Annotated in this window: 28 protein-coding genes; 10 read left to right on the forward strand and 18 right to left on the reverse strand. The window is 39.0% G+C overall.

Annotated elements, in window-relative coordinates:
* Positions 1 to 59: 59 nt before the first annotated feature.
* Positions 60 to 2,288, reverse strand: coding sequence for a transglycosylase domain-containing protein (locus tag IHV12_RS10460; RefSeq protein WP_197190814.1), 2,229 nt, complete (start codon positions 2,286 to 2,288; stop codon positions 60 to 62).
* A 157-nt stretch (positions 2,289 to 2,445) separates the two neighbouring features.
* On the opposite strand from IHV12_RS10460, the gene IHV12_RS10465 reads away from it, so the two are divergent.
* Positions 2,446 to 2,937, forward strand: coding sequence for an antibiotic biosynthesis monooxygenase family protein (locus IHV12_RS10465; protein ID WP_197126877.1), 492 nt, complete (start codon positions 2,446 to 2,448; stop codon positions 2,935 to 2,937).
* A complete protein-coding gene (locus tag IHV12_RS10470; RefSeq protein WP_197126876.1) occupies positions 2,934 to 3,848 on the forward strand; it encodes a diacylglycerol/lipid kinase family protein in 915 nt (304 codons plus the stop codon). Before IHV12_RS10465 ends, IHV12_RS10470 begins: the two co-directional genes overlap by 4 nt.
* Here IHV12_RS10470 and IHV12_RS10475 read toward each other — a convergent pair.
* Both IHV12_RS10475 and IHV12_RS10480 read right to left on the reverse strand, forming a co-directional pair.
* A complete protein-coding gene (locus IHV12_RS10475; protein WP_197126875.1) occupies positions 3,826 to 4,533 on the reverse strand; it encodes a phosphatase PAP2 family protein in 708 nt (235 codons plus the stop codon). The genes IHV12_RS10470 and IHV12_RS10475 overlap by 23 nt on opposite strands.
* A 299-nt stretch (positions 4,534 to 4,832) precedes the next feature.
* Positions 4,833 to 5,150, reverse strand: a complete 318-nt coding sequence (locus tag IHV12_RS10480; RefSeq protein WP_066399706.1) for a DUF3243 domain-containing protein — start codon at positions 5,148 to 5,150, stop codon at positions 4,833 to 4,835.
* A gap of 217 nt (positions 5,151 to 5,367) precedes the next feature.
* Here IHV12_RS10480 and IHV12_RS10485 point away from each other — a divergent pair, with 217 nt between their 5' ends.
* Positions 5,368 to 5,799 (forward strand): ferritin-like domain-containing protein, encoded by a 432-nt coding sequence (locus IHV12_RS10485; protein WP_066391396.1) that lies wholly within the window; start codon positions 5,368 to 5,370, stop codon positions 5,797 to 5,799.
* A 32-nt stretch (positions 5,800 to 5,831) separates the two neighbouring features.
* Here IHV12_RS10485 and IHV12_RS10490 read toward each other — a convergent pair whose 3' ends face one another.
* The 5 genes from IHV12_RS10490 to IHV12_RS10510 form a co-directional block, all read right to left on the reverse strand.
* The gene (locus tag IHV12_RS10490) at positions 5,832 to 6,605 is read right to left on the reverse strand and encodes an EcsC family protein (RefSeq protein ID WP_370568794.1); all 774 of its coding nucleotides are present in this window, start codon (positions 6,603 to 6,605) and stop codon (positions 5,832 to 5,834) included.
* Between the two features lie 70 nt (positions 6,606 to 6,675).
* Complete coding sequence (locus tag IHV12_RS10495) at positions 6,676 to 8,046, reverse strand: FAD-binding oxidoreductase (protein WP_197190815.1); 1,371 nt, start codon at positions 8,044 to 8,046, stop codon at positions 6,676 to 6,678.
* Between the two features lie 475 nt (positions 8,047 to 8,521).
* Positions 8,522 to 9,739, reverse strand: a complete 1,218-nt coding sequence (locus IHV12_RS10500) for an ABC transporter permease (RefSeq protein ID WP_197126872.1) — start codon at positions 9,737 to 9,739, stop codon at positions 8,522 to 8,524.
* Positions 9,736 to 10,479, reverse strand: coding sequence for an ABC transporter ATP-binding protein (locus IHV12_RS10505; protein WP_197126871.1), 744 nt, complete (start codon positions 10,477 to 10,479; stop codon positions 9,736 to 9,738). Before IHV12_RS10505 ends, IHV12_RS10500 begins: the two co-directional genes overlap by 4 nt.
* A 63-nt stretch (positions 10,480 to 10,542) precedes the next feature.
* Positions 10,543 to 11,079, reverse strand: coding sequence for a PCYCGC motif-containing (lipo)protein (locus IHV12_RS10510; RefSeq protein WP_370568795.1), 537 nt, complete (start codon positions 11,077 to 11,079; stop codon positions 10,543 to 10,545).
* A gap of 615 nt (positions 11,080 to 11,694) precedes the next feature.
* On the opposite strand from IHV12_RS10510, the gene IHV12_RS10515 reads away from it, so the two are divergent.
* The 3 genes from IHV12_RS10515 (at position 11,695) to IHV12_RS10525 (ending at position 14,132) form a co-directional block, all read left to right on the forward strand.
* Positions 11,695 to 12,123: an HIT family protein gene (locus tag IHV12_RS10515; protein WP_231618092.1), complete on the forward strand. Its 429-nt coding sequence runs from the start codon at positions 11,695 to 11,697 to the stop codon at positions 12,121 to 12,123.
* A 293-nt stretch (positions 12,124 to 12,416) separates the two neighbouring features.
* Positions 12,417 to 13,496: a 3-phosphoserine/phosphohydroxythreonine transaminase gene (gene serC, locus IHV12_RS10520; RefSeq protein WP_197190816.1), complete on the forward strand. Its 1,080-nt coding sequence runs from the start codon at positions 12,417 to 12,419 to the stop codon at positions 13,494 to 13,496.
* A 117-nt stretch (positions 13,497 to 13,613) separates the two neighbouring features.
* On the forward strand, positions 13,614 to 14,132 hold the full coding sequence (locus IHV12_RS10525) for a tryptophan transporter (protein ID WP_197126868.1): 519 nt from the start codon (positions 13,614 to 13,616) through the stop codon (positions 14,130 to 14,132).
* A 37-nt stretch (positions 14,133 to 14,169) separates the two neighbouring features.
* Here the strand turns inward: IHV12_RS10525 and IHV12_RS10530 are convergent, their stop codons facing one another.
* Complete coding sequence (locus IHV12_RS10530) at positions 14,170 to 14,595, reverse strand: YkvA family protein (RefSeq protein WP_197126867.1); 426 nt, start codon at positions 14,593 to 14,595, stop codon at positions 14,170 to 14,172.
* A gap of 361 nt (positions 14,596 to 14,956) precedes the next feature.
* On the opposite strand from IHV12_RS10530, the gene IHV12_RS10535 reads away from it, so the two are divergent.
* Entirely contained in the window at positions 14,957 to 15,238 is a 282-nt protein-coding gene (locus tag IHV12_RS10535) for a YtxH domain-containing protein (protein ID WP_197126866.1), read from the forward strand.
* Between the two features lie 211 nt (positions 15,239 to 15,449).
* Entirely contained in the window at positions 15,450 to 16,031 is a 582-nt protein-coding gene (locus IHV12_RS10540; protein WP_066391382.1) for an HTH-type transcriptional regulator Hpr, read from the forward strand.
* Here the strand turns inward: IHV12_RS10540 and IHV12_RS10545 are convergent.
* Positions 16,022 to 16,363 carry a DUF1878 family protein gene (locus IHV12_RS10545; RefSeq protein ID WP_197190817.1) on the reverse strand — a complete coding sequence of 114 codons (342 nt, stop codon included), beginning with the start codon at positions 16,361 to 16,363 and terminating at the stop codon, positions 16,022 to 16,024. The genes IHV12_RS10540 and IHV12_RS10545 overlap by 10 nt on opposite strands.
* Before the next feature lie 132 nt (positions 16,364 to 16,495).
* Positions 16,496 to 17,074 carry a YpmS family protein gene (locus IHV12_RS10550; RefSeq protein WP_197190818.1) on the reverse strand — a complete coding sequence of 193 codons (579 nt, stop codon included), beginning with the start codon at positions 17,072 to 17,074 and terminating at the stop codon, positions 16,496 to 16,498.
* 100 nt (positions 17,075 to 17,174) lie between these two features.
* Here IHV12_RS10550 and IHV12_RS10555 point away from each other — a divergent pair, with 100 nt between their 5' ends.
* Complete coding sequence (locus IHV12_RS10555; protein ID WP_066239985.1) at positions 17,175 to 17,354, forward strand: hypothetical protein; 180 nt, start codon at positions 17,175 to 17,177, stop codon at positions 17,352 to 17,354.
* 173 nt (positions 17,355 to 17,527) lie between these two features.
* On the opposite strand, the gene IHV12_RS10560 is transcribed toward IHV12_RS10555, so the two are convergent.
* Both IHV12_RS10560 and IHV12_RS10565 read right to left on the reverse strand, forming a co-directional pair.
* Complete coding sequence (locus IHV12_RS10560) at positions 17,528 to 17,623, reverse strand: YjcZ family sporulation protein (RefSeq protein ID WP_082861266.1); 96 nt, start codon at positions 17,621 to 17,623, stop codon at positions 17,528 to 17,530.
* A 101-nt stretch (positions 17,624 to 17,724) separates the two neighbouring features.
* Complete coding sequence (locus IHV12_RS10565; protein WP_305069366.1) at positions 17,725 to 17,850, reverse strand: YjcZ family sporulation protein; 126 nt, start codon at positions 17,848 to 17,850, stop codon at positions 17,725 to 17,727.
* A gap of 205 nt (positions 17,851 to 18,055) precedes the next feature.
* On the opposite strand from IHV12_RS10565, the gene IHV12_RS10570 reads away from it, so the two are divergent.
* The gene (locus IHV12_RS10570; RefSeq protein WP_197126864.1) at positions 18,056 to 18,949 is read left to right on the forward strand and encodes a peptidylprolyl isomerase; all 894 of its coding nucleotides are present in this window, start codon (positions 18,056 to 18,058) and stop codon (positions 18,947 to 18,949) included.
* Between the two features lie 297 nt (positions 18,950 to 19,246).
* On the opposite strand, the gene IHV12_RS10575 is transcribed toward IHV12_RS10570, so the two are convergent.
* From IHV12_RS10575 to IHV12_RS10595, 5 genes are all read right to left on the reverse strand, one after another.
* On the reverse strand, positions 19,247 to 19,594 hold the full coding sequence (locus IHV12_RS10575) for a sporulation YhaL family protein (protein WP_197126863.1): 348 nt from the start codon (positions 19,592 to 19,594) through the stop codon (positions 19,247 to 19,249).
* Positions 19,595 to 19,658: 64 nt separating this feature from the next.
* Positions 19,659 to 20,969, reverse strand: a complete 1,311-nt coding sequence (locus IHV12_RS10580; protein WP_197190819.1) for an MDR family MFS transporter — start codon at positions 20,967 to 20,969, stop codon at positions 19,659 to 19,661.
* A 596-nt stretch (positions 20,970 to 21,565) separates the two neighbouring features.
* Positions 21,566 to 22,525 (reverse strand): 3'-5' exoribonuclease YhaM, encoded by a 960-nt coding sequence (gene yhaM, locus IHV12_RS10585; RefSeq protein ID WP_197190820.1) that lies wholly within the window; start codon positions 22,523 to 22,525, stop codon positions 21,566 to 21,568.
* 103 nt (positions 22,526 to 22,628) lie between these two features.
* On the reverse strand, positions 22,629 to 23,993 hold the full coding sequence (locus IHV12_RS10590) for a sensor histidine kinase (RefSeq protein WP_197190821.1): 1,365 nt from the start codon (positions 23,991 to 23,993) through the stop codon (positions 22,629 to 22,631).
* Positions 23,990 to 24,667: a response regulator transcription factor gene (locus IHV12_RS10595; RefSeq protein ID WP_197190822.1), complete on the reverse strand. Its 678-nt coding sequence runs from the start codon at positions 24,665 to 24,667 to the stop codon at positions 23,990 to 23,992. Before IHV12_RS10595 ends, IHV12_RS10590 begins: the two co-directional genes overlap by 4 nt.
* Positions 24,668 to 24,671: the final 4 nt, after the last annotated feature.

Here is a 24,671-nt window from a genome sequence, read left to right on the forward strand (position 1 = left end):
CTTCCAATCTCCAATCTCTCACCAAAAAGAAGACGGCCACCTTGGCCATCTTCCACCGTTTATTCATCATTTTTCTTCTTTTTCTTTTTCTTCTCTTTTTCACGATCTTTACGAATCTTATCTCTTACGTCTTTTTTATCATCGTCACCAAAACTTGGGAAGAGAGAGATAGAAACTACATTAGATGGCTCTCCTTCTTGTTTTGTAAGAGGATTGTATGGAACAACATAAAAGTCTGGCAGCGTGAAGAGATTCTTACCTGAAGCACTATACTCTCCTTTGCCTTTTAACGTATCTAAAAGAGTAGTTTCTCCTTCATTGACCGCATAAACCTTATATTGCAGACGTTCATCTTGTGACGGAGTCCAGTTCAATTGAACGGAAGGAACTCCATAATCCCCCATACCAAACGAAGCACGCAGATCATTTAACTCTATAAGGTCGATTGGAGGTGGTAAATCTTTTACCCCATCAGGTTTTTTAAACGTGAGACCTTGTTGCGACGGCATTTCGTTAATCACTTGTTTAAATAGGAGAGTAGGTAAAGAACTGCCGCTGTTTAGATACGATTCTTTGGTTGTTCGATCATAACCGACCCATACTGCACCAACTACTTCTGGCGTATATCCGACAAACCATGTATCTTTGTTTCCTTTATCTACGTTCGGATAATTTGTTGTACCCGTCTTTCCTGCAATCTCCATATTCTCTTTTCCATCTGATCCTGTACCGTTCTTTACGACTTGTTGAAGCATACGAGTCATGTACCATGCATTCTGTTTTTTCCAAACTTTCTTTTCTTCCTTTTTTGCTTTACCGATCAGTTCTCCTTCATTGTTATAAATCTTGCTGATCACGAAAGGCTCGATCATCTTACCTTCATGAAGAAAACTGCGATATCCTTTTACCATCTGCAATGGTGTTACCCCTTGATTGATACCGCCAAGTGCGATTCCGAGTCCTTTGTCCTCAATCGGCATACCAAGCTGTTCAAGGTAACTTTTCGAATCAGATATTCCGTTCTTGTTCAACAGCCAAACTGCAGATGAATTTACAGAGTGTGCAATGGCATCTACCATCGAAACTTCACCTTCGTATCTGCCGTTATAATTCTTTGGTTCGTAACCGTCGAAGCTAAGTTCTTCGTCACGCAGCATAGAATAGGGTTTGTATTTTTCGGATTCCAGAGCAGGACCATATACGGATAAAGGCTTAAACGTTGAACCCGGCTGACGATTCACCTGCACTCGATTAAGTCCCTCTGTCACATAATTCCGTCCGCCTTGAACAGCGAGCAAACCACCCGTTTTTCCATTCATCAGTACCATGGCACCTTCAGGCTTTTCCTGACCCGTCCCTACAAAATAACGTCCGTCTTGAAAGCTTTTATAAACAGAATCTTGTGCTGCCAAATTCATAGGTACAACGATTTTATAACCGCCTTGTCGCAGCTCTTCTCTTGAAAGTTGATACTTTTCTTTCGCCTCTTTTATAACCATATCAATATACGTTGTATAAGCCGGGTTTCGTTTCTCTTGCTGAAAATCAAGAGCGATCGTTTTACCTTGTGCTCTGACTGTTTCAGAAGGCGTCAAGTAATCTTGCTTCTCCATTAGCGAAAGAACAAGATCACGCCGTTCCTTTGCTTCCTTTGGATTCTTCAGTGGAGAATAATAGTTTGGTGCTTTTGGAAGACCGGCAAGCATCGCACCTTCTGCTACTGTTAAATCGCTAACATCCTTATTAAAATACGTTTTAGCAGCAAGCTGAATGCCGTATGCGCCATGACCAAAATAGATTTGATTCAAATACATCTCTAAGATTTTATCTTTCGGGTATCTTCTTTCTAGATTGATAGCAATGACAGCTTCTTTTGTTTTTCTTAGCCATGACTTCTCATGAGATAAAAAAACATTCTTTGCTAGCTGCTGAGTGATCGTACTGCCGCCTTCAACTTTTCCTCCAGCTAAAATATCTTTATAGATGGCACGCGAAATCGCTTTAACATCTATTCCATTATGTTTGTAAAAACGGCTGTCTTCTACCGCTACAAAAGCTTCTTGAACATGTTTCGGAATATCCTCAATGTCGACGATCTCTCTATTTTCATCATAAATCTTTGTTATTTTTTCTCCGTTCTCGGCAACTAGAACTGTGGCTGAATCCATAACAAGATCCTTTTCATCGATTACATAGTCTCCAGCTAGAATTATGAATAGATAGGCAAAAAAACCTATTATAAGTGAACCCACTAATATACCGAGTGCGACGAGACTTCTTTTTACCATAACCAACCCTCATTTCCTTCTAGGTCGAAAAGTACATTTTATATAATTTTCCCTTAGTTGGAAAGTATATTACAAGTAACCAACTTCTTACACTGTTTAATGTGCTGAACGGTTGGGTAAAACAAAGGTAAATCAATAAAAAAGGGCAGGGATTCCTATGAACATATACATTACTTATGGGACTTTAGACTATTTAGCGACATATCAAGAAAAATACGATGGAGCTCTCCTGCTTGAAGGTGACTCTAATTCTGCTTTAGTAATCGAAACAGATAGAGAAAACCCATTTACCGAAAAACATGAGTACGAAGTGATAAACCAAAGAGGATCCTTAAGTGGAGCTGGCTTTGTTGTTATGAATCACATCCCGGTATCAGAAGAAGGAAGATCTCTTTTTGAAGAACGATTCCAAAACCGTGCTGGGCTTGTTGAGAGTGAACCAGGCTTTAGTGGCATACGTATTCTTCGACCTCTTCACCAAGATCCTTATATCGTTATGACACTTTGGAAATCACATGCTGATTTTACAAATTGGCAACAATCCAATGCCTACGAGGAAGCACACAAAAATAGAGGCACTTCAAAAGGCTTGCCAGAAACACTCTTTACAGGAAAATCATTTGTTAAAGAATACATGGTAGCCAAATGACTATAAATCCATCAACAATAAAAAGAGCATCTGTTATATTAAATCCTTCCGCCGGACAAGGTAGGTTGCTTAATCAGTGGAACGCCGTGCTCGAACAGCTGAAAAATGGTTTCGAAGACGTTCAAGTTTATGAGACAACCGCTCCTGGGGAAGGTGCTTCCTTTGTTAAAGAGCTGCAAGGTAAGACTGATCTCATCATTGCTGCTGGCGGTGACGGCACGGTACATGAAATTGCAGATGCTGTACTGTCTTTAACAGAGAATCAGCCAGCTTTCGGAATCTTACCAGGTGGAACGTGCAATGATTTTTCTAGAGCGCTAGGCATGAATCAAAATCCTGTAAAAGCCGCGGAACAGCTTAGTGAAAAAAAGTTTCGTAACATTGACGTTGGAGAGTTTAATGGACATTTCTTTACAAATTTCTGGGGTGTTGGATTGATCACACATGTCTCCGAATCCATCGACCCAGATACAAAAGAAAAATTCGGACGTCTTTCTTATTATTTATCTGCGGCAAAATCATTTCAAACATGGGAACCCTTTGATATCTCCATCTCATCTAAGGAGTTCCAATTTGATGGACAAGCTGCCATGTTTCTTGCTGTGAACGGGCCCTTTACCGGTGGTATCCGTCCCTTCTTTCCGGATACTGATATACAAGACGGTAAGCTCGATTGTTTGCTGATCGAAGAGCCTTCCACTTCGTTTATTTGGGACGTCCTTTTGAACCGTTTATCCGATACTTCAAAAGAAGGACAAGGGTATCATTATTTTCAAAGCTCAGAGATAAGCATAAAAACAGCTCCCCAACAGCTTATTGACTGTGATGGAGAGCGACAACATCGTACACCTTCAGTTGTTAAATGTTTACAAAATCAACTACTCACACTTACTGGGGATGTTTCCTTTTAAAAAAAGGAAGCGTCCTTTTTTGATAGGCTCTTATCGATTCACGTCCACCTATACATAGCAGAAGCCAAACGGTTCCAGCACTAAATCCAGCTACTATGTCGGACGGATAATGAACGCCTAAGTAGACACGGCTAAAACCAATAAGAAGAATCGTTGATATAAACCCGACCGTAAGAATAATTTTAAGAGGCTTCCCTCTTCTGCTTCTTACGACCAAGTAACCAAGGAAACCATAATAAATAAGACTTCCCATGGCATGCCCGCTCGGATAACTGAAGCCTTGCTCGACAATCAAGCTATCTTCTGGTCGTATTCTTCCAAACCAATGTTTTAGTCCGAGGTTTAAAAGACCTCCACCAGCAACTGCAATTAAATAGAAAATCGCACCCCAATAATTCTTACGTTTTACGATAAGCCATATCAAACTTCCTACTAATAAGGTGGTTAGAATGTCTTTAGATCCGAAAAACGTAATCACTTTCATCACTTCAGTTAATCTGTCGCTTCTAATATCGGTTACATATTGGATGATCACTTGATCAAACTCAAATACCTCATTTTCCATTAAGTCTTCTGACAACTCAAAAAACACGTTTAATGATAAAAAAGAAAGACCTAATCCGCTTATGATATATATAAGAGGAAGGATCGGAAAGGGTAGTTTATTGGCCAGTTCTCGTAACATTAAGATTCTCCTCAATATCAGTTTTCTCTTTTTTAAACTCTTATTAAAGCTAAGTTTTCACTCTTTTATCGTTGAATAAACCACTTTAAAACATTGTCGTTTTTTTAAGGGTCTTTGTAAACGGTCATTGAGGTGAATTTATTGACGTTTTAGCAAACTTTATTGATTTTACAAGCTGTATATAACGACTTGCTTCCATACATTACGAAACATCACACTTCAACCAAATGTGTAGACTACTTCTAAATAATGGTGTAATAAAAAAAGCCGCTCAAAGATGAGCAGCTTTTACATGTATACTATTTAACAAGCTTAACTAACATATGAGCCAGCTTATGACGCTCTTCTTGCTCTCCAACTTTCCATAGTTCTTTTAAGAGGTTCTCTTCTGAGTTACGAGGCTCCTCATGGTTAGCTAAGTAATCTGCTACTTTCTCTGCAGTTTTTGCAAGTGTTTCTTCGCTCATGCCCATTTTTTCACCAATTTGCACTTTCCCATGCAAGTAGCTCTTAAACTCTTCAAAGTTTGATAAGATCTCGTCTTTTTTGCTCTCGCTCATTCGGCTTGCTGTTTCTTCAACCTTACTTGTGTCAACATTACGCTCTTCATCAACCATGTGTCTGCTATCCATTTTTGTTACCTCCTTAGAATTTTGTATCACTTTTGTTCAATATTTGTTTCACGCATAGTAGTCTTTTACCGATTTTACCAATCCCTAAACCTCATTCTGCAGTTCCTGTTTTTTTTAGTTCATCTATCCTATAAATTTGGTTTATGGTAAAGGGAAAAGGGGAAGGATATCTCTGTAGAACAAGATTCAGGAGGTTATACAAATGGAAAAAGACTTACAAGCACTAATCGATGGACTAAATGAGGATCTTGCAAACGAGTACTCAGCAATCATTATGTACAACCATAATGCAGCTACGGTTTCTGGTTTGTACCGTCAAATCCTAAAACCTTTCTTCCAAAGTGAAATTGCTGATGAGCAAGGACATGCTCTTTATTTAGCAGAAAAGATCAAAACGCTTGGAGGTACACCGACTACTCAACCAAAACCGGTTAAACAAGTAGAGAGTGTGCGTGAAATGTTAGAAGAAGCTAGAAACGCTGAGGAAGATACGATCAGACGTTACGAGGAACGTAAAGAGCAAGCATCCAACCTAAAACTAACTGAACTTGTCGTTCAATTAGAAGATATGATTGCTGATGAGACGAAGCATAAAGAAGAAATGGACCGCCTATTAAGCGACAGCCGCTTCTAAATCCTCATATAATTATTACAAGCACCCGCCATTTAATGCGGGTGCTTGTTGTTTATGATCCTCTTCTTTTTTTCATCTGTTAACAACCGCCACCTGAAGCAATTTTTTGCCACTTGACCTAAATCATCGAGAAAATGATAATTCGCATATGCACCGACAATCGCCCCTAGACCTGGGACCATCTGTAGCATTTTTATGAGGTCGATATGATCTCGGTAATCTTGTTGTAGTTCTTGCCAATTCATTTGGTTGATCGACTCAGGAGATTCAGGAAATTCTTGAACCGTCTCTTTCCATGAGACTACTCTTTGAAATGCCTCTTCTCGCTTGTGCGGATCAGCAAAAGCAAGTCGAAATACATGAAGAATAAAGATTCGTTCTTTGTAGTCCTTAACATCCAATCCATAAATACTTGCTGCTTCAAACAGAAACTTCATTTTTATACCTAGCAATAAAGGAAAATCAGCAATGCCGAGGAAAATCCCCCCAGCACCTGTTCCCGCTCCTTCTATTGCTGCTGTTCTTTTGTAAAAAGAGAGTCGATCTTCAAATTTAAAATCACGCTCTCGTAGATCTGCTGTAAACTTAATCGTTTTTTTAGTCGTATATTCAGAACCGATTAAAGTGGCTTTGATCATATGTTTCATACTTGATGTTATAACATCATGCACTTTTTGTGGAATTTTCTCATTGATCTTCGTTTGAAGAGATTTCGTTGTTTTGTTCCAAAGTGAGGGCCGTTTGCACATTTCTGTTTCCCATTTTTTTAGTTCTTCCATTACATTTTCTTCATACGTTTTCATCATCTACCTCCTTTCATCTATACGTTTGTATTTAGATCTTAGTTTCGCTATTTTGCCCTCACGATTTGAAAGCTTACTTAATAGGATCTGCAGTCGGAATGCCTAATGGGAACTTAAACACATTTTCAGGATCGTATTTAGTTTTCACCTCAATTAAGCGAGGCAAGTTAACAAAGTAACATTGTTCAAGCCAGTTCTTAATACAATTATCATGAAAATTCACATAAGCTCCATCCGCATAAGGAAGTAGAGAATTTCTTAAGCTCTCCACCCATCGCGTATTTACATTAGCTTCATTTTCGTTCTGCCACTTCGTAATATATAACAAGCTGAATAATGCTTCTCTATGAACATAAGCCGTTTCAGTAGGTCCTGTACAAGCTGCTTTTCCAGCTAGGGCTTGCAACTGCACTTTGTTCTCAATACTAGGTGAGTTTGATAGATATTCTTTAAGCTTTTTTATTGCTCTAATCGGTAACTGCTGTTTCGCAAACGCACCTGTATTCTTAAACGGATGTGCATCAGGATCACCATGGTTAACAGCGTACTCCATCATACCCGGCATCATCCCTCCAAATATCTTAACGGCATCGATATAAGGCACCTTTTTCACTTCAACTACTTTAGGTGGATATGCGGTTAAAAGGGGTTTTAAAAGTTTTTTCAGTTCATCCGTTGTGCCAAGAAATTCACCTAATGCACGCAGCTCACCAATGTCTTTTGTTAAGAGATCAATAATGGCAGTTAATCTATCGTCTGTGTACGGAGCCCATTTTTGCCATGAATCCACGACTTTTTCAAACCCTTTAAAGTCCCAAGTAATTTTAAAGATGGCAACATCATCGACTGAAACAACTCGAAAACGAAAGGATGTAACCACACCAAAGTTTCCACCTCCACCCCCTCTTGATGCCCAAAATAAATCAGCGTTCTTATGTTTATTGGCTATGATAATCTTTCCGTTTGCATCTACCATCTCAAGCTCCAGAAGCTGATCGATCAGCATACCATATGGACGAGTTAACATCCCCCACCCTCCACCAAGTGTTAAGCCTGAGAGTCCTACTGATGGACAAGTACCTCCTGGAATCGTGAAACCTGCTTCATACAATTTTTCGTATAGTGGAAAAAGCAATGCCCCCGCACCAAGTACGGCCGTTTTTGTTTTGCGATCCACCTTTACTTCATTCATATCGCTGATGTCTATTACTAAACCTCCATCTAATGATGAATAAGCTTCATAACTATGCCTTCCTGTACGGATCCGAAACTTAATATTCTTCTTTCTTGCCCAACGGATCGCGTTTGAAACATCCTTAGTAGTTGCACAAAAATTGATAATCAAAGGAAATAAGTTAAAACGAGTATTGAACTCTTCACGTGCCAGATCATAGTCAGGACTTCCGGGTGTGACAATCCTTCCTGTTAATCCATAAGTATTCATGAGCCCCGCTCCCTTCCATAAAACTTATATGCATAAGCTATGAAAGATGCCCAAAATTTGTTTACAAACTTGGAAGTCGTTGATTTCCATTCCAGGATGCTCGCTTTCCACGGGGCAAGCGGTGAGCCACATTCGTACGTTTCACTTTTTAAGTGTCTCACCTGTCTAGTTGCAGTGGCTAGCCCCTCGAGGTCAAAAGTTAAATGGTCCAGAAGGCATAGTGCGCCTTCAAAGCCCATTTACTTTTGCTGGTCGGGGCTGAACGAGCCACTTCCACTTTTCGGACTGCACGCCTTTTATAGGTCCCTTGCTCCTGCGTCTACAAGTTTATGCTACCGTAGTAAGCTTCCTCGTCGCATGCCTTGCGAGATGTATTTCAGGTGGTAGGCACGCACTTTCCACTCCAACCAACTGTCAAAGGAGACAAGCTTTTAGAAAAAAGCGCTTTTAAAAAAACTTCCCAGCCCGTAATGAGCTAGGAAGTCAACATGATATGTTTTTTTGTCATACTAGGCAGTCGAACTACACTATAAAGTATTGCTGCGACAGGCATAAGAATGGCGATCATCCAGTCCCCAGTAAGCAACACATAGAAAATACCATAGAATACACCTTGTATGATCAGCAAGTTTTTCAGCCAATTTTGAAAAGCTTTTACTCTTGTATCTTGTTTGATCGGATAGATCATGAATATAACATTCCATCTGTACTGCGTATAAAGTGTGAACAATTGCAGTGCAAACATCTGAAAAAACAAGAACACTACGATTAATTGCCACCAACCTGCAGGAATTAAATACATGAACAGAAAGCCGATTAAAATCAATCGCACATACAAGCCAAGGTAATCCCCTGAACGCACAAATGTCTTCATATACAAAGCAGAAAGTGCATTTTTCTTTTTAAAGGAGAAAGATGCTACGCTGTTAAACAACGGTCGCTTATGTACGGTCTGCTTGAGCGCAGGTACATCCGTAAAATAATTGACCATTCGGTACCCTTTCATTTTTAATGCTTGTTCTTCCGCTAATAGCATTTCCCACTGATAACCATGCTGCTTTTTAAAGACACCGAAAACAAAGTTCTTTAGTACGTACATGATCGCAAAAATAGCGATCAAAAAGAGGTAAGCTTCATTAAAGAGCAGATACGCATATACAAAGTTTACAATGAACCTCATGATTTTATAGTTCGTTTGATGACTCTTGTAAGGCAACCTTCTTTCTTCCCACGATACATATATGTTAAATACTTTTGCAGCGATCAAAAAGAATCCAAATGTGACATACATCTTCCATCCATCATGAACAAACACCTGGACGATCGGCCATAGCAGAGTAAAAATGAATAGGGTAAAAAAAGAGCCAGTTGCTGTAGCTGAAGAAATGGCTTTTGAAAAATATTGTTTCATGCCTGATTCTACAGGCAATAAAAATACGAGATCGCCTTCTTTTAACAACGTACGGATCGGACTTTTGGTCAACCAGAACGAAAAAACAATCGTTAGAATAAAGACGGCAGGGAAATTCTCAGGAAGTGCTTGCAGAAGCTTAGCATAATACACACTGCCGATGACGATGAGCAAAATTAAGGAAACAATGAGTCCGCTGTTAGCCATTAAACTAAAGTATTTCAGTGTTTGCGTAACATGAGCATTGCGTCGTTTTGTCCATAATTTTTTTACATCGATCATGTTACTTTACCTCTTGCTACATAAAGGTAGATATCATCTAATGTCGCATTCTCCAACCCGCTTCTCACACGTAATTCTTCTAATGTCCCGCTTAGAACCAGCCTTCCTTCATGCATGATCAAAAAGCGGTCGCAATATCTTTCTGCCGTGGACAAGATATGAGTCGACATCAAGACGCCAGCACCGTTATTTTTAAATTTAACCATATACTCGAGAAAAGATTGAATGCCAAGCGGATCGAGCCCAACAAACGGTTCATCCACGATATAAAGCTTTGGTTCAACCAAAAGCGCACAAAGAATCATTACTTTTTGCTTCATCCCTTTGGAAAACTGACTCGGAAACCACTTGATCTTGTTATCCATGCGAAACTCTTCAAGCAATGGTCGAACTCGTGTTAAAAAAGTTTGTTCTTCTAGTCCATATGCCATTGCTGTTAGTTCTAGATGTTCCCATAATGTTAACTCTTCGTAGAGAATCGGCATCTCTGGTATGTATGTAAACTGACTTCGATAATTTTCTGGTTCTTCCCTAAAGGTCTGCCCTTCGATTTTTGAAGTGCCTGACATGGGTTCCATAAGGCCGAGCACATGCTTTATAGTTGTACTTTTACCGGCTCCATTCAAACCGATCAATCCTACTATCTCATTTTCTTTCACCGTGAAATCTAAGTGATGAATAACAGGCTGATTAGGCAGATACCCCCCTGTTAAATCCGTAACTTCAAGGATTGGTTTCATACAATACCTCCTTCTGCAATCCAGCATTTTCATTATTGTTTGCCATTTTTCTTGTTTTACACCTTATGAAGCAGGCATCGGTGTAGGAGTTGGCTTTGCATAACCTTCTTTATATTTCTCATCAATCATCTTTCTGATCTCAAGAGGAGTCTTTCCATCTGCAGAAGCACTCATGCTTATCGCAGCGATTTCCAGACACGTCCCGCATTTTGTGCCATGATCATCCCATACAATTTTTCCATCTTCTTTGTTTTCGGCGACAAAGCAATCATAATTGTCTTTATGACCTGCAGAATCACCACATCCACAAAAACAAGGCATAGATTCAAGCAGTTCTTTATATTTAGGGGCTTCTGCATAAATTGCAGCAATCTCATCAGGTTGTTTATCTAAAAAGCTGGGCATTACATCTATCGAAGCTGTAAGTTCTTGAATATCACCGTTCGGCAGATGATTTTCATGTCCTTCATGCGAAGCCTGTTGTTTTCCCTGTGACTCCTCTTGGTGGTTTTTATGTTCATCATCTGATTTATTCCCGCAGCCTGTGATAAGGAAACAAACACCTAGAGTCATTGTTAATACAAGTTGTCTTTTTTTCACGGAGAATCCTCCTTTTTGTCATTCTTTCCTTATAATAGCTCAATTCCCGTTTCCTTTACCAATTTTATATGTATAACAAGTAAGACTTCATGGACAAGATATAAGAGAAGAAGGTATCCCCCCTTCTTCAGGGAGAAAGATGCAAGGTATTAGATTTTTTCAGATATGCTAAATTTTAAGGAGATGGTTCTCTTGGACTATTTAGTGCTTGAGCAATTACAAATTCTTACTATTGAGGTGCATGGCTAAAAAATCGTATTGTTTTGTTTTCGTGTTCTCCTTTCTTCTCTAACCTCTATAAGAAGAAGGGTTCTATTTTTGAATAGGACCCTTCTTTTTTATTGCCTGTTTTCGTAAATTTCGTTGCTTTTGGCAGTGTTGATTTCCGTTCCGGGTTGCTCGCTTTCCACGTGGCGTGGCGGTGAGCCTCCTGCCGCTACGCGCCATTAGGAATCTCTCACTCTGCGCTCCAATCAACTTGTCAATGAAAAAAAGAATAAACAATGAAAAGCAACTATCCTATAGAAAAGATTCTTTTGATAAGATAAAAAGAATACCATATTTTTTAGGTTGGTCATGTGTGATATGATAAGTAAAAAAAATGAGGTGAGCCACTTGTCCCACGATTCAAACTGCATTTTTTGTAAAATTGTTGCGGGTGAAATTCCATCCTACAAAGTGTACGAAGACGAGAACGTTCTAGCCTTCTTAGATATCAGTCAAGTCACAAAAGGACATACGCTGATTATTCCTAAAGAGCACTCAACAGATATATTCGAACTGCCTGCAGAAACAGCAGCCAAACTTTATTCTGTCGTGCCTAAAATTGCCTCTGGAATTAAACAAACGTTTAATCCAATCGGCCTGAACATACTAAACAACAACGGTGAAGCTGCCGGACAGTCAGTTTTCCATTATCACATGCATTTTATCCCACGTTACGGTCAAGGTGACGGTTTTGGAGCAGTCTGGAAAACACAGGATACCCCTGCCAACGAAATGACTGAAATGGCTCAACATATTAAAGAAAACGTTAAAAGCTAACGTTACATATTAAAACTGCCTTCTTTTAATCTGGGCAGTTTTTTCATATTCATTTTTTGTTTCGCAATATTCTAAAAGATCTTTGCTTATAAGACATCACTGAAATGTTGATTGGAGTGTAGGGTGTGAGACTCCTGCGGGACGAGCGGTCAGGTGAGACCCTTAATGGCGCAAAGCGGCAAGGGGCTCACCGGTCGCCCCGCGGAAAGCGAAGCACCTGGAACGGAAATCAACAACTTTCAAATGCTCTCAGAGTTTGCTAAAAACAGCGTTATTTTATAAGGAGGAGAACGATGACACGCATCTATTTTCAAGCAGGACCAACAACATTGCCTAAAGAGGTCATGCAGCAAGCAAAGGAAGAATGGGATGACTTTCTAGGTACTGGATTAAATATCATGGAACATAGCCACAGGGGTTCAGAATATGAAGGCATTCATAAGCAAGCAAAAACGCGCATGAAACGTTTACTCGATATACCAGATACAAATGAAGTGTTGTTTTTACAAGGTGGAGCAAGTCTTCAATTCGCCATGATTCCGATGAATTTTATACAAGGTGGAAAGACCGCGAAATATGTACTTACCGGGTCTTGGTCTGAAAAAGCATATAAAGAAGCTCAAAAAATTGGGTCGTGTGAAGCAGTCATTACAGGTAAGGAGTCGGCGTATCGTACCCTTCCTGAGATGAATTATGTACCAAGTGAGAATGACGCTTACCTTCATATCACATCTAACAACACGATCTATGGTACACAATGGCGAGACTTGCAATCCTTCAAACATCAAAATCTTGTTGCCGACATGTCTAGTGATATTATGAGCAGACCTATTTCAGTTGAAGACTATGGATTGATCTACGCGGGTGCACAAAAGAACCTTGGACCTTCAGGAGTCACAGCAGTTATCATCCGCAAAGACCTGCTACAAGATAACAAATCTGTTCCATCGATCTTGTCGTATTCTGTTCATGCGAAGAATAATTCTCTTTATAATACTCCCCCTGTGTACTCCATCTATTTACTAAACCTTGTACTAGGTTGGGTAGAAAAGTCCGGTGGGGTCAAAGCAATGGAAAAGAGAAATCAAAGTAAAGCTGGTGTCATCTACGACACGATTGATAAAAGTAAAGGCTTTTACAATGGCTTTGCAACACCAGAGTCACGTTCAAACATGAATATCACATTCACTCTTGCTAATGATGAACTGGAAAAGCAGTTTATTAAAGAAAGTGAAGAAAACGGGATTTATGGATTAAAAGGACATCGGTCGGTCGGTGGTTTCAGAGCATCAATCTATAATGCAGTTCCCCAAGAATCATGTGATAGCCTTGCACAGTTCATGATACATTTTCAGGAAAAATACGGAAAATAGATCACAAACCTTTTCAGTTGTACGTACATCTGGTAACATAAAGGTACTTTCGCATTAGGCCAAGAGGGCACTATTGGAAAGAAATTAGGCTAAGAGTAGCTGAGGAGAGATGAGAAAATGAATACGAATACCAAATCATTAGCTTTAACATCTGTACTTATTGCATTAGGGTATGTGTTTCACACAGTCGTACCCCCATTATTTTTTGGAATGAAACCTGATTTATTACTAGTGATGATGTTTCTAGCCATTATGCTATCACCAACAAAACAAAACGTAATTATTGCAAGTATGGCAGCTGGTGTCATTTCAGCACTAACAACAGGTATGGCAGGCGGACAGATCGCCAATATCGTAGAAAAGCCCATTACAGCTTTTATCTTTTTGGCTTTGTTCTTACTAGCTAAGAAAGTTAAAGTAAACGCGATTAGCGCCGTTCTTCTAACGGTAGTCGGAACGATTATCAGTGGAACATTGTTCCTCATGGTGGCAATGATCGTCGCTGGATTACCTGGTACATTACTCAGCTTTATTGGAATGATCGTTGTACCAACAAGTATTGTTAGCGGTTTGATCATGTTCTTTATCTACCCGATCGCAGAACGATTATCTAAACGATCGAATTTAACAGCTTAATTATAATAGACAGTAATATAAAAAAAGCCAGCTCCTACTATGGAGTTGGCTTTACGTATTTATCCTCTTCTTCTTTTTCCTCTTCCCATGTTTGAAAAGCTGAAATCTCGGTTGATAACGTTGAAAAAATAAAAGCAAGGACAGTAGCATCATCCAATAGACCTGCTCCGATCAAAAAATCAGGAACTGCATCTATAGGACTAACAAAATACAGAAGACCTGCCACCACTAATACTAAAGATTTTTTAGAGACATCACGATAGTCGCCTCTTTTATATGACTTCACCATTCGAACTAACGCTTTTACTTGAGAGCCTAGGTTACTTAAACCTTGTTTATCTGGTTGCGAACTTTTTTTCTCAGCTTCTGTAACGAGTTCACCCGTTTGAGTAGAACTTTCAAGCACAGCATTCGCTTTTTCCTTCATTTTATTAAAGTAGTTGCCGATTGTGTTTTGTTTCAACCCATATCCCTCCATTCTTTTTCTTATGTATACCCTCTTTTAAACCTCTTCGTCAATTATGAACCTTTTTTTACTTTTCATTTATTTTATATGATCTTTCTCCAAAGTCAGTCAAATATCTTCTGTTTTAGACAAGTATGACGTTTTTTTAATATGGCTCACATTGTATCGATATTTCTCTCGATTGCCTATCACATCAATGTTTTCAAATTTCGACTGTTCTTTTAAAGTAAGATTTTAGTTGTCCAAACATGACGAAATCTATCGGGAAATATTTTTATATTCGTCATTATTTTTCATAGGAATATAAGAGAAATTCACGAATTCATTAGATAATAAAAGAATGAGGAGGAATTATAAGATGTCTAAACAAAAATCCATGGTAGTAGGTTTCGCATTAGGTACGGTGGTTACAGCAGCAGCTACGTTACTTTCAACACCTAAAGCAGGTAAAGAGGTAAGAAAAGATCTTAAAGTAAATATGGATAAAATGAAATCTACATTCTCCAGCATCAAGCGTGATGGCATTCAGCTTAGAGCAAAGATCAGATTTGCTAATAAAGAAAAAGAAGAGGCACTACAAGAAACTGCTGCTTCGACAATTGAAGAAGCACCAGAGGAAATGGAACAAGAAATTAAATAATCTCGAAAAAATTCTCCCTTTTTGGAGAATTTTTTTTATCTTACTTACGAACGTGTGAGAACACTTACGTTAACACCATATCAGCTAAAAGTTATATAACTATTTTACTAAAAAATAAGGAAAAATTGAAAAATTTTACTTTCTTATTATAGGAAATACTGGCATAATGAGGAATAGGATGTGTTTTATAAGATGGAGGGGCATTTTAAAAATGAACAAAGATCAATTATATAGTTTTCAAGAAGCCATGATCTATAGTCACAAACTTTCACAGATTAGTAAAGCTTTATGGAAAAGTGTAGAAAAAGACTGGCAAAATTGGATTAAGGATTATGGTTTAAACATCAATGAACACCATATTCTTTGGATTGCTCATCATCTTGAGGGTGCATCAATCTCTGATATTGCAAAGTTTGGCGTTATGCACGTGTCCACTGCTTTTAACTTTTCAAAAAAGCTTGAAGAACAAGGCTATCTAACATTTTCTAAAAAAGAAGATGATAAGCGAAATACATATATTTGTCTAACACCTAAAGGTGAAGAGCTTTTACTTCAAACATTAAATACGTATGATCCTTCAAAATTTGGTGTTTTTAGTGCTTCTATGCCGATTAAAGAGTTGTTTGGAAGGTTCCCAGAGTTTCCTGAATTGATGTCGATCATCCGCAATTTATATGGCGATGACTTTATGTCAATTTTCAACAAACTCGAAGAAAAGATCGAAGCATCATTAGATGATCAGCCTGCATCACCCGTGATAGCAGCTGAGGAAATTGCCTCTTCTCATTCGTAACGTACCGATAACTCGTATAGCTTCTCCATCAAAGTAATATACTTTTCTTGTTGAAGCAATGCCGTAATCGTTTCTCTCGGGGAAAGCTTTGGTGTTAACATGCCTGCAAAATGCAACAGAAGCGGCGTGTAATGCACGAAGCCTTCTTCACTCTGCATTTCATACTTTCGTTGAAGCTCATCGCAAAGAAGGAAGACCTTATTCACTTCCTGCTCGGTGAGCTTTTTTTCCATGACTAGTCTAAAAAACGGATACGCTGTAAGATCGACACTCTCAATCGTTAGCTGATTATAAAATTCTAGTCGTTCTAGTCGTTCTTCCACCGTCTCCATACAAAACCCTGCTTTCTAGTCATTGTCTGTCTATAATAATTATAATCCAACTTTCTCCATTTGGGTATGAATAATTGATGAAGAATGATAAAAGCACTTCTCCCAACCAAGGATGGGAAGAAGCGCTTTATTTTAGTTTTTTGTATAAACTCCTAATTTAATAGAGTTTTTCTTTAAATCAAATTCTTCAGCTTTAATCGCATAACCTGGCTTTGTTGGCATTTCGGTCACTCTCATCAAAATGCTTTCATCTTTCGGATATACATCTACCCATTCAGGAAACGCAACGGTCTTTTGGATAAGGGTAAACACCTCGTCACCAGGCAGTGGAAAACGTCCCACTTGCATGTCCTTCTCCTTCAATAACAGATCACCGTTTTCAAGAACTTCAGGTTCAAATGTAACTTGGTAAGGAAGCTCTTGATCGAAAGCAATAAAGGATCCATTAAGAACGGCTTCATCATTTCGCAAATTCACATATACGTTCACATCAGGTGCCCTTTTGCGCAGTTCTTTATTTAATAGATCTTCCACTTGTTCTTTTTCTGTATGTATGCTCAACAACTTTTGATTGTCCTCAATATTATTATCTAGTGAACTACGATCTAATTGACCACCAGCAGGGTCTTTAAAAAGCACAACGGCTATGGCGATCGGTATGATTAAAAATAGCAGCAGCAGTGTAAAAAAAGCCGTTTTCCACTTATTCATGATTTTCTCTCCCTCTCTCATCTCTTAGAAGTTATTTTCCTATTCATATTCCACATATTTTGGTAAAGTTAAACAAGTAGTTCATGTTGGAGGTTTTCATATGGCAGGCTATATCTTCGTTTTTTTAGCACCAATCTTTTTATTTGTATTTAATTCACTTACACACAAGTTATGTGACAAAAAGAACTTGTCCTCAAAGCAGCAAGACTCGGTTTATCGTACGATTAACGTTTCTATTACCATTCTGCTCATTTCATCCTATATTTCAAACGTTCTATAAAAAATATAAAAGGGGGAACCTAAATTGCATTCCCCCTTGAGTAACCGTACCATACACATGCTGCACCTTTTGATCAAGAGTAGTAAAACACACATTAACGAAACTGCTTATAAACGTCAAGCCTGATCAGTCCCCCTTCATAAGAAAAGGTCCTGCTTAGACTGTCATTTATTTTAGCAGAAACATGCAGCTCCTACGATAATCAAAAGAATAAACAACACAACAATCAATGCGAAGCCTTTTCCATGCCCGTATCCACCGTAACCCATGAAAGCCACCTCCTTTGATATTCTGTACACTATCCTATGCATGACCCGTAATTCACGCATAGGCATTCGCCCTTTAAATTAATTTAAATTTCTATTCACCATCAATAGCAGTAACAAGCTCCAATAATGATGAGAAGGATAAAAAGAACTAAGATTAATGCTATTCCTCCCCCATGACCGTAACCGTAACCATAACCCATCATCATACCTCCCTTTTCTTTCTCCATATCATATAGTGATACGCCCTGTTTTGATTAGACGAATGACCCGGTTTTTAAAATTTTTTTTGAAAAATCGTGTGGAATACCCGAAAACAAGGGTTTTATAATGTGTAAATTTTCTCATATTTCATTTATTGAATAGGAATACCCGTAACGTTTATGCTATAGTAAGAGTTGTTAAATTATTACTTCACAGTAGGAGTGTTTGAAAATGAAAAAATGGATGTTATCAGTAGGGCTCACAGCGGGACTTATTTCTTTATCCGCTTGTAATAATGCTGGTGGTGCTGATTCAGAAGCCATCGTAGAATCTAAAGCAGGAGATATTACGAAAGAAGAATTCTACAAAAAGATGAAGGAACAATACGGCGACCAAGTCCTAAACCAAATGATCGACGAAATGGTGCTTGAAGATAAATATAAAGTAACAGATAAAGAAATCGAGAAAGAAACAGAAAAGATCAAAGAAGAACTTGGCGGCGAAGATGCTTTCAAACAAGCACTTGAGCAAAACGGCTTATCTGATGAAAAGCAGCTAAAAGAGCGCATCAAGTCTATGCTTTTAAATGAAAAAGCAGCAACAGAAGGCGTTAAGATTTCTGAAGATGAAATGAAGAAAACATTTGATGAAAAATACAAAACTGAAGTTAAAGCGAGCCATATTCTTGTAGAGGATGAGAAGACGGCTAAAGAAGTTCAGAAGAAATTGAACGAAGGTGGAGACTTTGCTAAATTAGCGGAAGAATACTCTAAAGACCCTGGTTCAAAATCTAAAGGTGGAGACCTTGGCTTCTTCGGTAAAGGCGCAATGGTTCCAGAGTTTGATAAAGTTGCGTTTACACTTGAAAAAGGTAAAACAAGTGAACTTGTTAAGTCTGATTACGGTTACCACATCATTAAAGTAACGGACAAGCGTGAAAACAAGTTTGAAGACAAAAAAGAACAGATCGAGCAAGAGCTTAAGCAGCAAAAAGCGAAGCCAATCACTGAGATCTTAGAGAGCTTGAAGAAAAAAGCTGATGTTAAAGTAAAAGATAAAGAATTAAAAGAGAAGATGGAAAAGAAAGCAGAACAACCACAAATGCCACAGATGCCTCAACAATAATGGCATGAAATACGAAAACCAGACCCTTTATGGGTCTGGTTTTTGTTTTGAACGTATGCAGAAGGCTTTTGCACCACAGTAGGCTGCAAAAAGCTTCTAAAAAACTGAGGAATTCACAGATCACATAAAAAATGAGCACCATCACATAAAAAATATTCATTATCATATAAAAAATACACGTCATCACATAAAAAAGGCGGATCATCATATAAAAATATGAGATCAGAAAAAACTTGTCTATCCCAAAAAGACAATCAAAAGACCTGCTCTTAGCAGGTCTTTTCCTTACTTCCTATTCTACAGACGATTTGAATCATCATTATAATGATCTTCATCCCCTGCTGCTGCAACTAAATCCTCTGCATCATCATCTTCAGCGGAAGGCCGAGCTGATTCCTGAGCTTTTGCTCTCTCGATACGCTCCATGTATACTCTGCCCTCTTCTTCAATTACTCTTTGCTCGATTTCTTTATCTTCTTGGAACAATGTAACGATCCGATAACCGCTATAGATAATGCCGCAAAGCACGAAATACATCCACCATGGAGTCATAGTAAAGAAGTTGCCCACTCCAGCTGAATATTCTTTTAACACAAAGGCAGCTATGAGTATGGCACCGAAGAATAAAGCAGCGTATCCTTTCATCGATTAACTCCCCCTTATTAGACAAGCTTTTAATACAGTCTATGAGGGATGATAGGAAGTTATGTCATGAAAGTGCAGGTTCAGCTTTAGATTCTTTATCCGTTTTGTTGGACTCCATTTTTTTGTCAAACGCACGGAACATCACGTAATAGAGTCCGGCACTCATCACCGCTAAGACAAAGAGAAGAAAAAACGTATTTTCAAAACCGATCCACATCGTTAATGGAATAGAGATCGGTGCGATTGTACGTCCGATTGTAAAACGCAGACCCGCTGCTGCAAAGTACTGCCCTCTCATGTTTTCTGGCGCAAGCTTTGAAATAAAGCTTTCTTGGATTCCAACTACCATCAGCTCAGCTGTTGTAAAGATGACCATGGCACCAAAAAGAATCCACATCATCGTCGTACTGCCGAACACAAGCATCGACACACCGTATAGAAGTGCAGAAAGGATAAAGACTCTCCCTTCTTTAAATCGGTTCATCCATTTAGCCATCCAAACCGTACATAACGCAACCATCAATCCGTTAAGGGAGATCAAATAACCAAACACTTTTTCACCGGTTAATGAAATGTCCCAATTTCCAATTGCAAAGAGCGATTGTTCTGGTACTTTTTCCGTTGTATACACAGCTAAGAGCAGGTCCATCTGCATGAAGGTTTGAGCTACAAGAATACCAGCTAAGATAAATAGCAAGAATAGCTTATCACTCGCGATCACTCGATAGTCTTTCAACTGTTCACCGATCGCCTGGAACCAATTTTTATCAGTCCCAACTTGTTCTAATACTTCTTTCTTTACAGGAACTGTTTCACGAATGTATTTCGCTAGCACGATCGCTAACACAACACTCACGAGTAAACACGCCAGTAATAATTCAAAGCGGTAAGAGAAAAAGAAGATACTTCCCAATACAGGACCAAAGACCACCGATATGTTAATCGATGTATAAAATACGGCAAACACTTCACTTCTATGCTTCTCTTCTACAACATCTGCGATCATCGCGTGACTAGCTGGCCAATATAGAGAACCAAATAGCCCTAACGCTGAAAACGCAATAAACGTTAAGATCGGTGAATCCATCCACGGCGAGTTAGCAAGACAGAAAAAGATAAACGTTGCTGCCTGACCCCAAGCCGAGATCACCATCATCTTCTTTCGTCCATATTTATCCGCACAATAGCCACCTACAAGATTTGTGATCACACCTACAACTTGTGATAGGACTAATAAAATTCCAGCTGTTGTTTTTCCCATTTCATCCGAAAAATAGATCGCCATAAACGGGAAGAACATCCAAAACAATAGATTTACAAAAAATTCTCCTATTAAACGAACCTTCAGATTCGCATCCCAATCTTTCCATCTCATGCTGTTCACTTCTTCCTTTTTGTAATTTCCGACACTGTTGATTTATCTAATCCGACTTTTGAGCAGTCACTTTCATAAGCAAGCAGTGAATACAGCAATTTTTTCAATGAGAACATAGAAAAAAGCCTATGAGTATACACCGTTACATGTGCATACCATAAGCTTTTCGTTAAAAAGGCTCTTGAATGGCACATGGAAAGATTGCTCAAAAGTAAGTAGATTGCATAGCAAAATAAGCCTTCCCAAATGGGACTAGACGTTATTTAGCTTGCTTTCTTACCTTACCTTGAACAATGCTAACCATGAGTCATTGCCTCCTAAAATTTCGTTTCTTAACTTCCAATTCCAAATTTACCATAACTCCCATTTTTACACAATGGGTTTTTGTTATTTGGTTGGTTGCTTCGTTGCTTTGAAAGTAGTTGATTTCCGCTCCAGGTAGCTCGCTTTCCACGGGGCGTGCGGTGAGCCTCCTGCCGCTTTGCGCCATTAGGAGTCTCCACCTGACCGCTCGTCCCGTAGGAGTCTCGCCACCTTACGCTTCAATCAACTTATCAATGATGTTTTTAAAGTAACAATTCTTTTAAAATATGGCTTTAACTTTTCGCAAATTCCCCTTGGAACAGCGGTTTATATAACGAACGATTTTCTAGAGCGAACTGCTTATCTGTAAATTCTCCAGGTTGCACCTTTTCGAGTGCGCGGTCCATCATGTTCATTCTAGCGTCAAAATTATCGATCATATGAAGGATTTCTGCTTCACGAATCAACGGCGCTTTAGGGCTTCCCCACTCCGGTTTACTGTGGTGACTTAAAACGAGATGCTGAAGGACAGTTACTTCTTCTCCTTCAATCTCTAACTCATCTGCCGCCTTGCCGATCTCGTTCACCATGATTGTAATATGACCGAGAAGCTTCCCTTCGAGTGTATAAGACGCAGCAACTGGGCCTGACAACTCGATGACTTTTCCAAGATCGTGCAGAATGATTCCTGAATAGAGAAGGTCTGTATCTAGAGAAGGGTAAAGCTTGCTGAACGCTTTTGCCATATCCAACATGGATACAACATGAAACGCAAGACCTGATACAAACTCATGGTGGTTCTTAACCGCTGCAGGATATTCCAGAAACTCAGCTTGATGTTTCTTTAACAAATGCCTTGTGATTCTTTGAATATTTGGATTCTTCATCTCAAATATGTATTTGGTGATCGTCTCTACCATCACGTCTTGGGATAATGGAGCTGTTTCTAGGAAATCACTTACTTTAACACCATCAAGTTCCGTTGCAGGGCGAATGGCTTTAAGCTTTAACTGCATTTTTCCTCTGTAGTTCCCCATCTCACCAGCTAGTTTTACGATAGCTTGAGCTGCGTAGAGCTCTTCATCTTCTGGTGAACTATCCCATAGTTTTGCCTCCACATCACCTGTTTGATCTTGAAGGATCAACGTTAAGAAGGGTTTACCATTACTTGCCGTTCCTTTAACAGATGATTTGACAAGAAAGAAACCATCTACGATCTCTCCTACCTTATAAAACGCAAGTCCTTTTTTCATCTTTCACCCCGCCTTTCTTTGCTTTAGTATAGCATATCCGTCTATTTAACTACTTGTCATAACACTAAGTTGGTAAAATTTACGCCTAGTGAATGACTCTCTTCTAACCCTTTCTTTTTGGGTTAGTTATCGGAATCTTAATCTGAAAAGCTACCCCTTCTGCTCTATTCTCGGCGACCACTTTTCCTCCATGCAGTTCCGCAATTCGTTTTACAATAGCAAGCCCTAGTCCAAACTGACCCTTATTTCCTTTTCTGAACGGCTGGAAGATTTCTTCTCCTGTTACACCCGTGAGACTCTCTCCATCATTAAATACTTCAATAACAAAGTCAGATTCGTTATTAAAAGCTGAGAGTCGAATCGTCTCGTGTGCATAACGTAATGCGTTCTGAACTAAATTATCCAGCAGAATACTCCATTGCTCTTTATCACCATTCAGATTGTAATGGTTACCTGTAATCTCAAAATCTATGTCTTCACGCTGATACCTAAATCGTTCAACAATATCTTCTGCCAGATCACCAAAGTTAAAATTCTCTTTTGTAAAAACATCGAGTTTCATAGCGTCGAGCTTTGTATAATACAGCATATTTTGAACACGCTTTTCCATTCTTTCCGTCTCTTTTAAGATCACGTCCATCATATCTTCTGTTGTATCCTTTGGCATGATGCCATCTTTTACAGATTGAGCGTAACTCTTGATCGTCATGATAGGTGTCTTTAATTCATGAGACGCATGTTGAATAAATGTTTTTTGTGCATGATCATGTCTTAACAAGTTTTGACGCATCTCTTCAAATTGTTTGGAAAGAATATAAAATTCATCATCACCCTTCCAATGAAACGGCTCCTGCCAGTTGCGTTTGGCGATCTGTTCGAACCGCTTTCCTAAGATGGTGAGTGGTGAACGCAAATACCGTGCTAACCAAATCGCAGGGATGATAGAGAATATACCTGTAAACAACAAAATCAAAACAAGCCTTAGCCATAATCGGTTAACCATTTGATCGCGATACGTATCCCACATATAGGAAATTAAATACACCTTTTCGCCTTTTACGTTGGTCTTTGTTGTGATTGCATAAAATAAGGTCGCATCTTCATACGTTAGCTCGTAACGTCCTTTATTCTTCTTTTGTTTGTATGCTTTTTCAGCCATCTCATAAAGAACTTCTTCAGGTACAGGATCACCTTGTGAGTTGGCGTACTTGTCAACAATCACTACATGTCCAACATCACGAGCAGCATTCCTTCTTTCAATAAAATCAGTTGGAGATTCCCCTTCTCTAGGAAGCTGATTGTTGGGATCCCATACATTCTGCTGCTCGTTCTCTATGATTCGATACGTTTCTTCAGTCAGCGTGTCTTTAATGGATAGCGGATAGATGATCGCGGTTAAGAGACCAATCGTAAAAATCAGCAGCCCGAATGAAAGCCATATACGCTGAGTTAGGTTTAAACGTATCATGATGGTATAATCCTATAACCAGCTCCGTAAACGGTCTCTAAGTTCAATCGAGGCATCTTCTTACGCACACGTCTGATCACATCATCCACAGCGCGTTCAGATCCGAAATAATCGTCTCCCCAAACATATTCTAAGATCTCTTCTCGCTTACGAGATTTCCCTTTGTTCTCGATTAAATAAAGAAGAACGTCGATCTCTTTTCCTGTAAGATTAATCATCTCTCCATCACGTGTGATCTTTCTTGAGATCGGATCAATCATATACCCCGTAATCTCAATGGTTTGAGGCAGGCGGTTACCAGTTTCATATATTCTCGTTAACAGTTTTCTAACTCGAATAACGAGCTCTCTTGGCATGAAAGGCTTTGCTAAATAATCATCACTGCCCAGCTCAAGTCCAACGATTCGATCCAAGTCTTGGTCTCGAGCAGAAACAAAAATAACAGGGATGTCTGAAGTCTTTTTGATCTCTTTAATAATTTCATAGCCATCCATACCAGGCAGCATAATATCTAATATCCATAGATGAGGCTTCTTCTCTTCAGCATTCTTCAAAGCATCTTCTCCATTGTGAAAAACCGAAACGCTCCAACCTTCTTTTTCCATATAGGCCTTCAGCACTTGAGCAAGATCTTGTTCATCTTCGACTAAGTAAATGGAATACTCATTTGACATGAGC

It is taken from the genome of Fictibacillus sp. 7GRE50 (assembly GCF_015903875.1).
GTDB lineage: Bacteria > Bacillota > Bacilli > Bacillales > Fictibacillaceae > Fictibacillus > Fictibacillus phosphorivorans.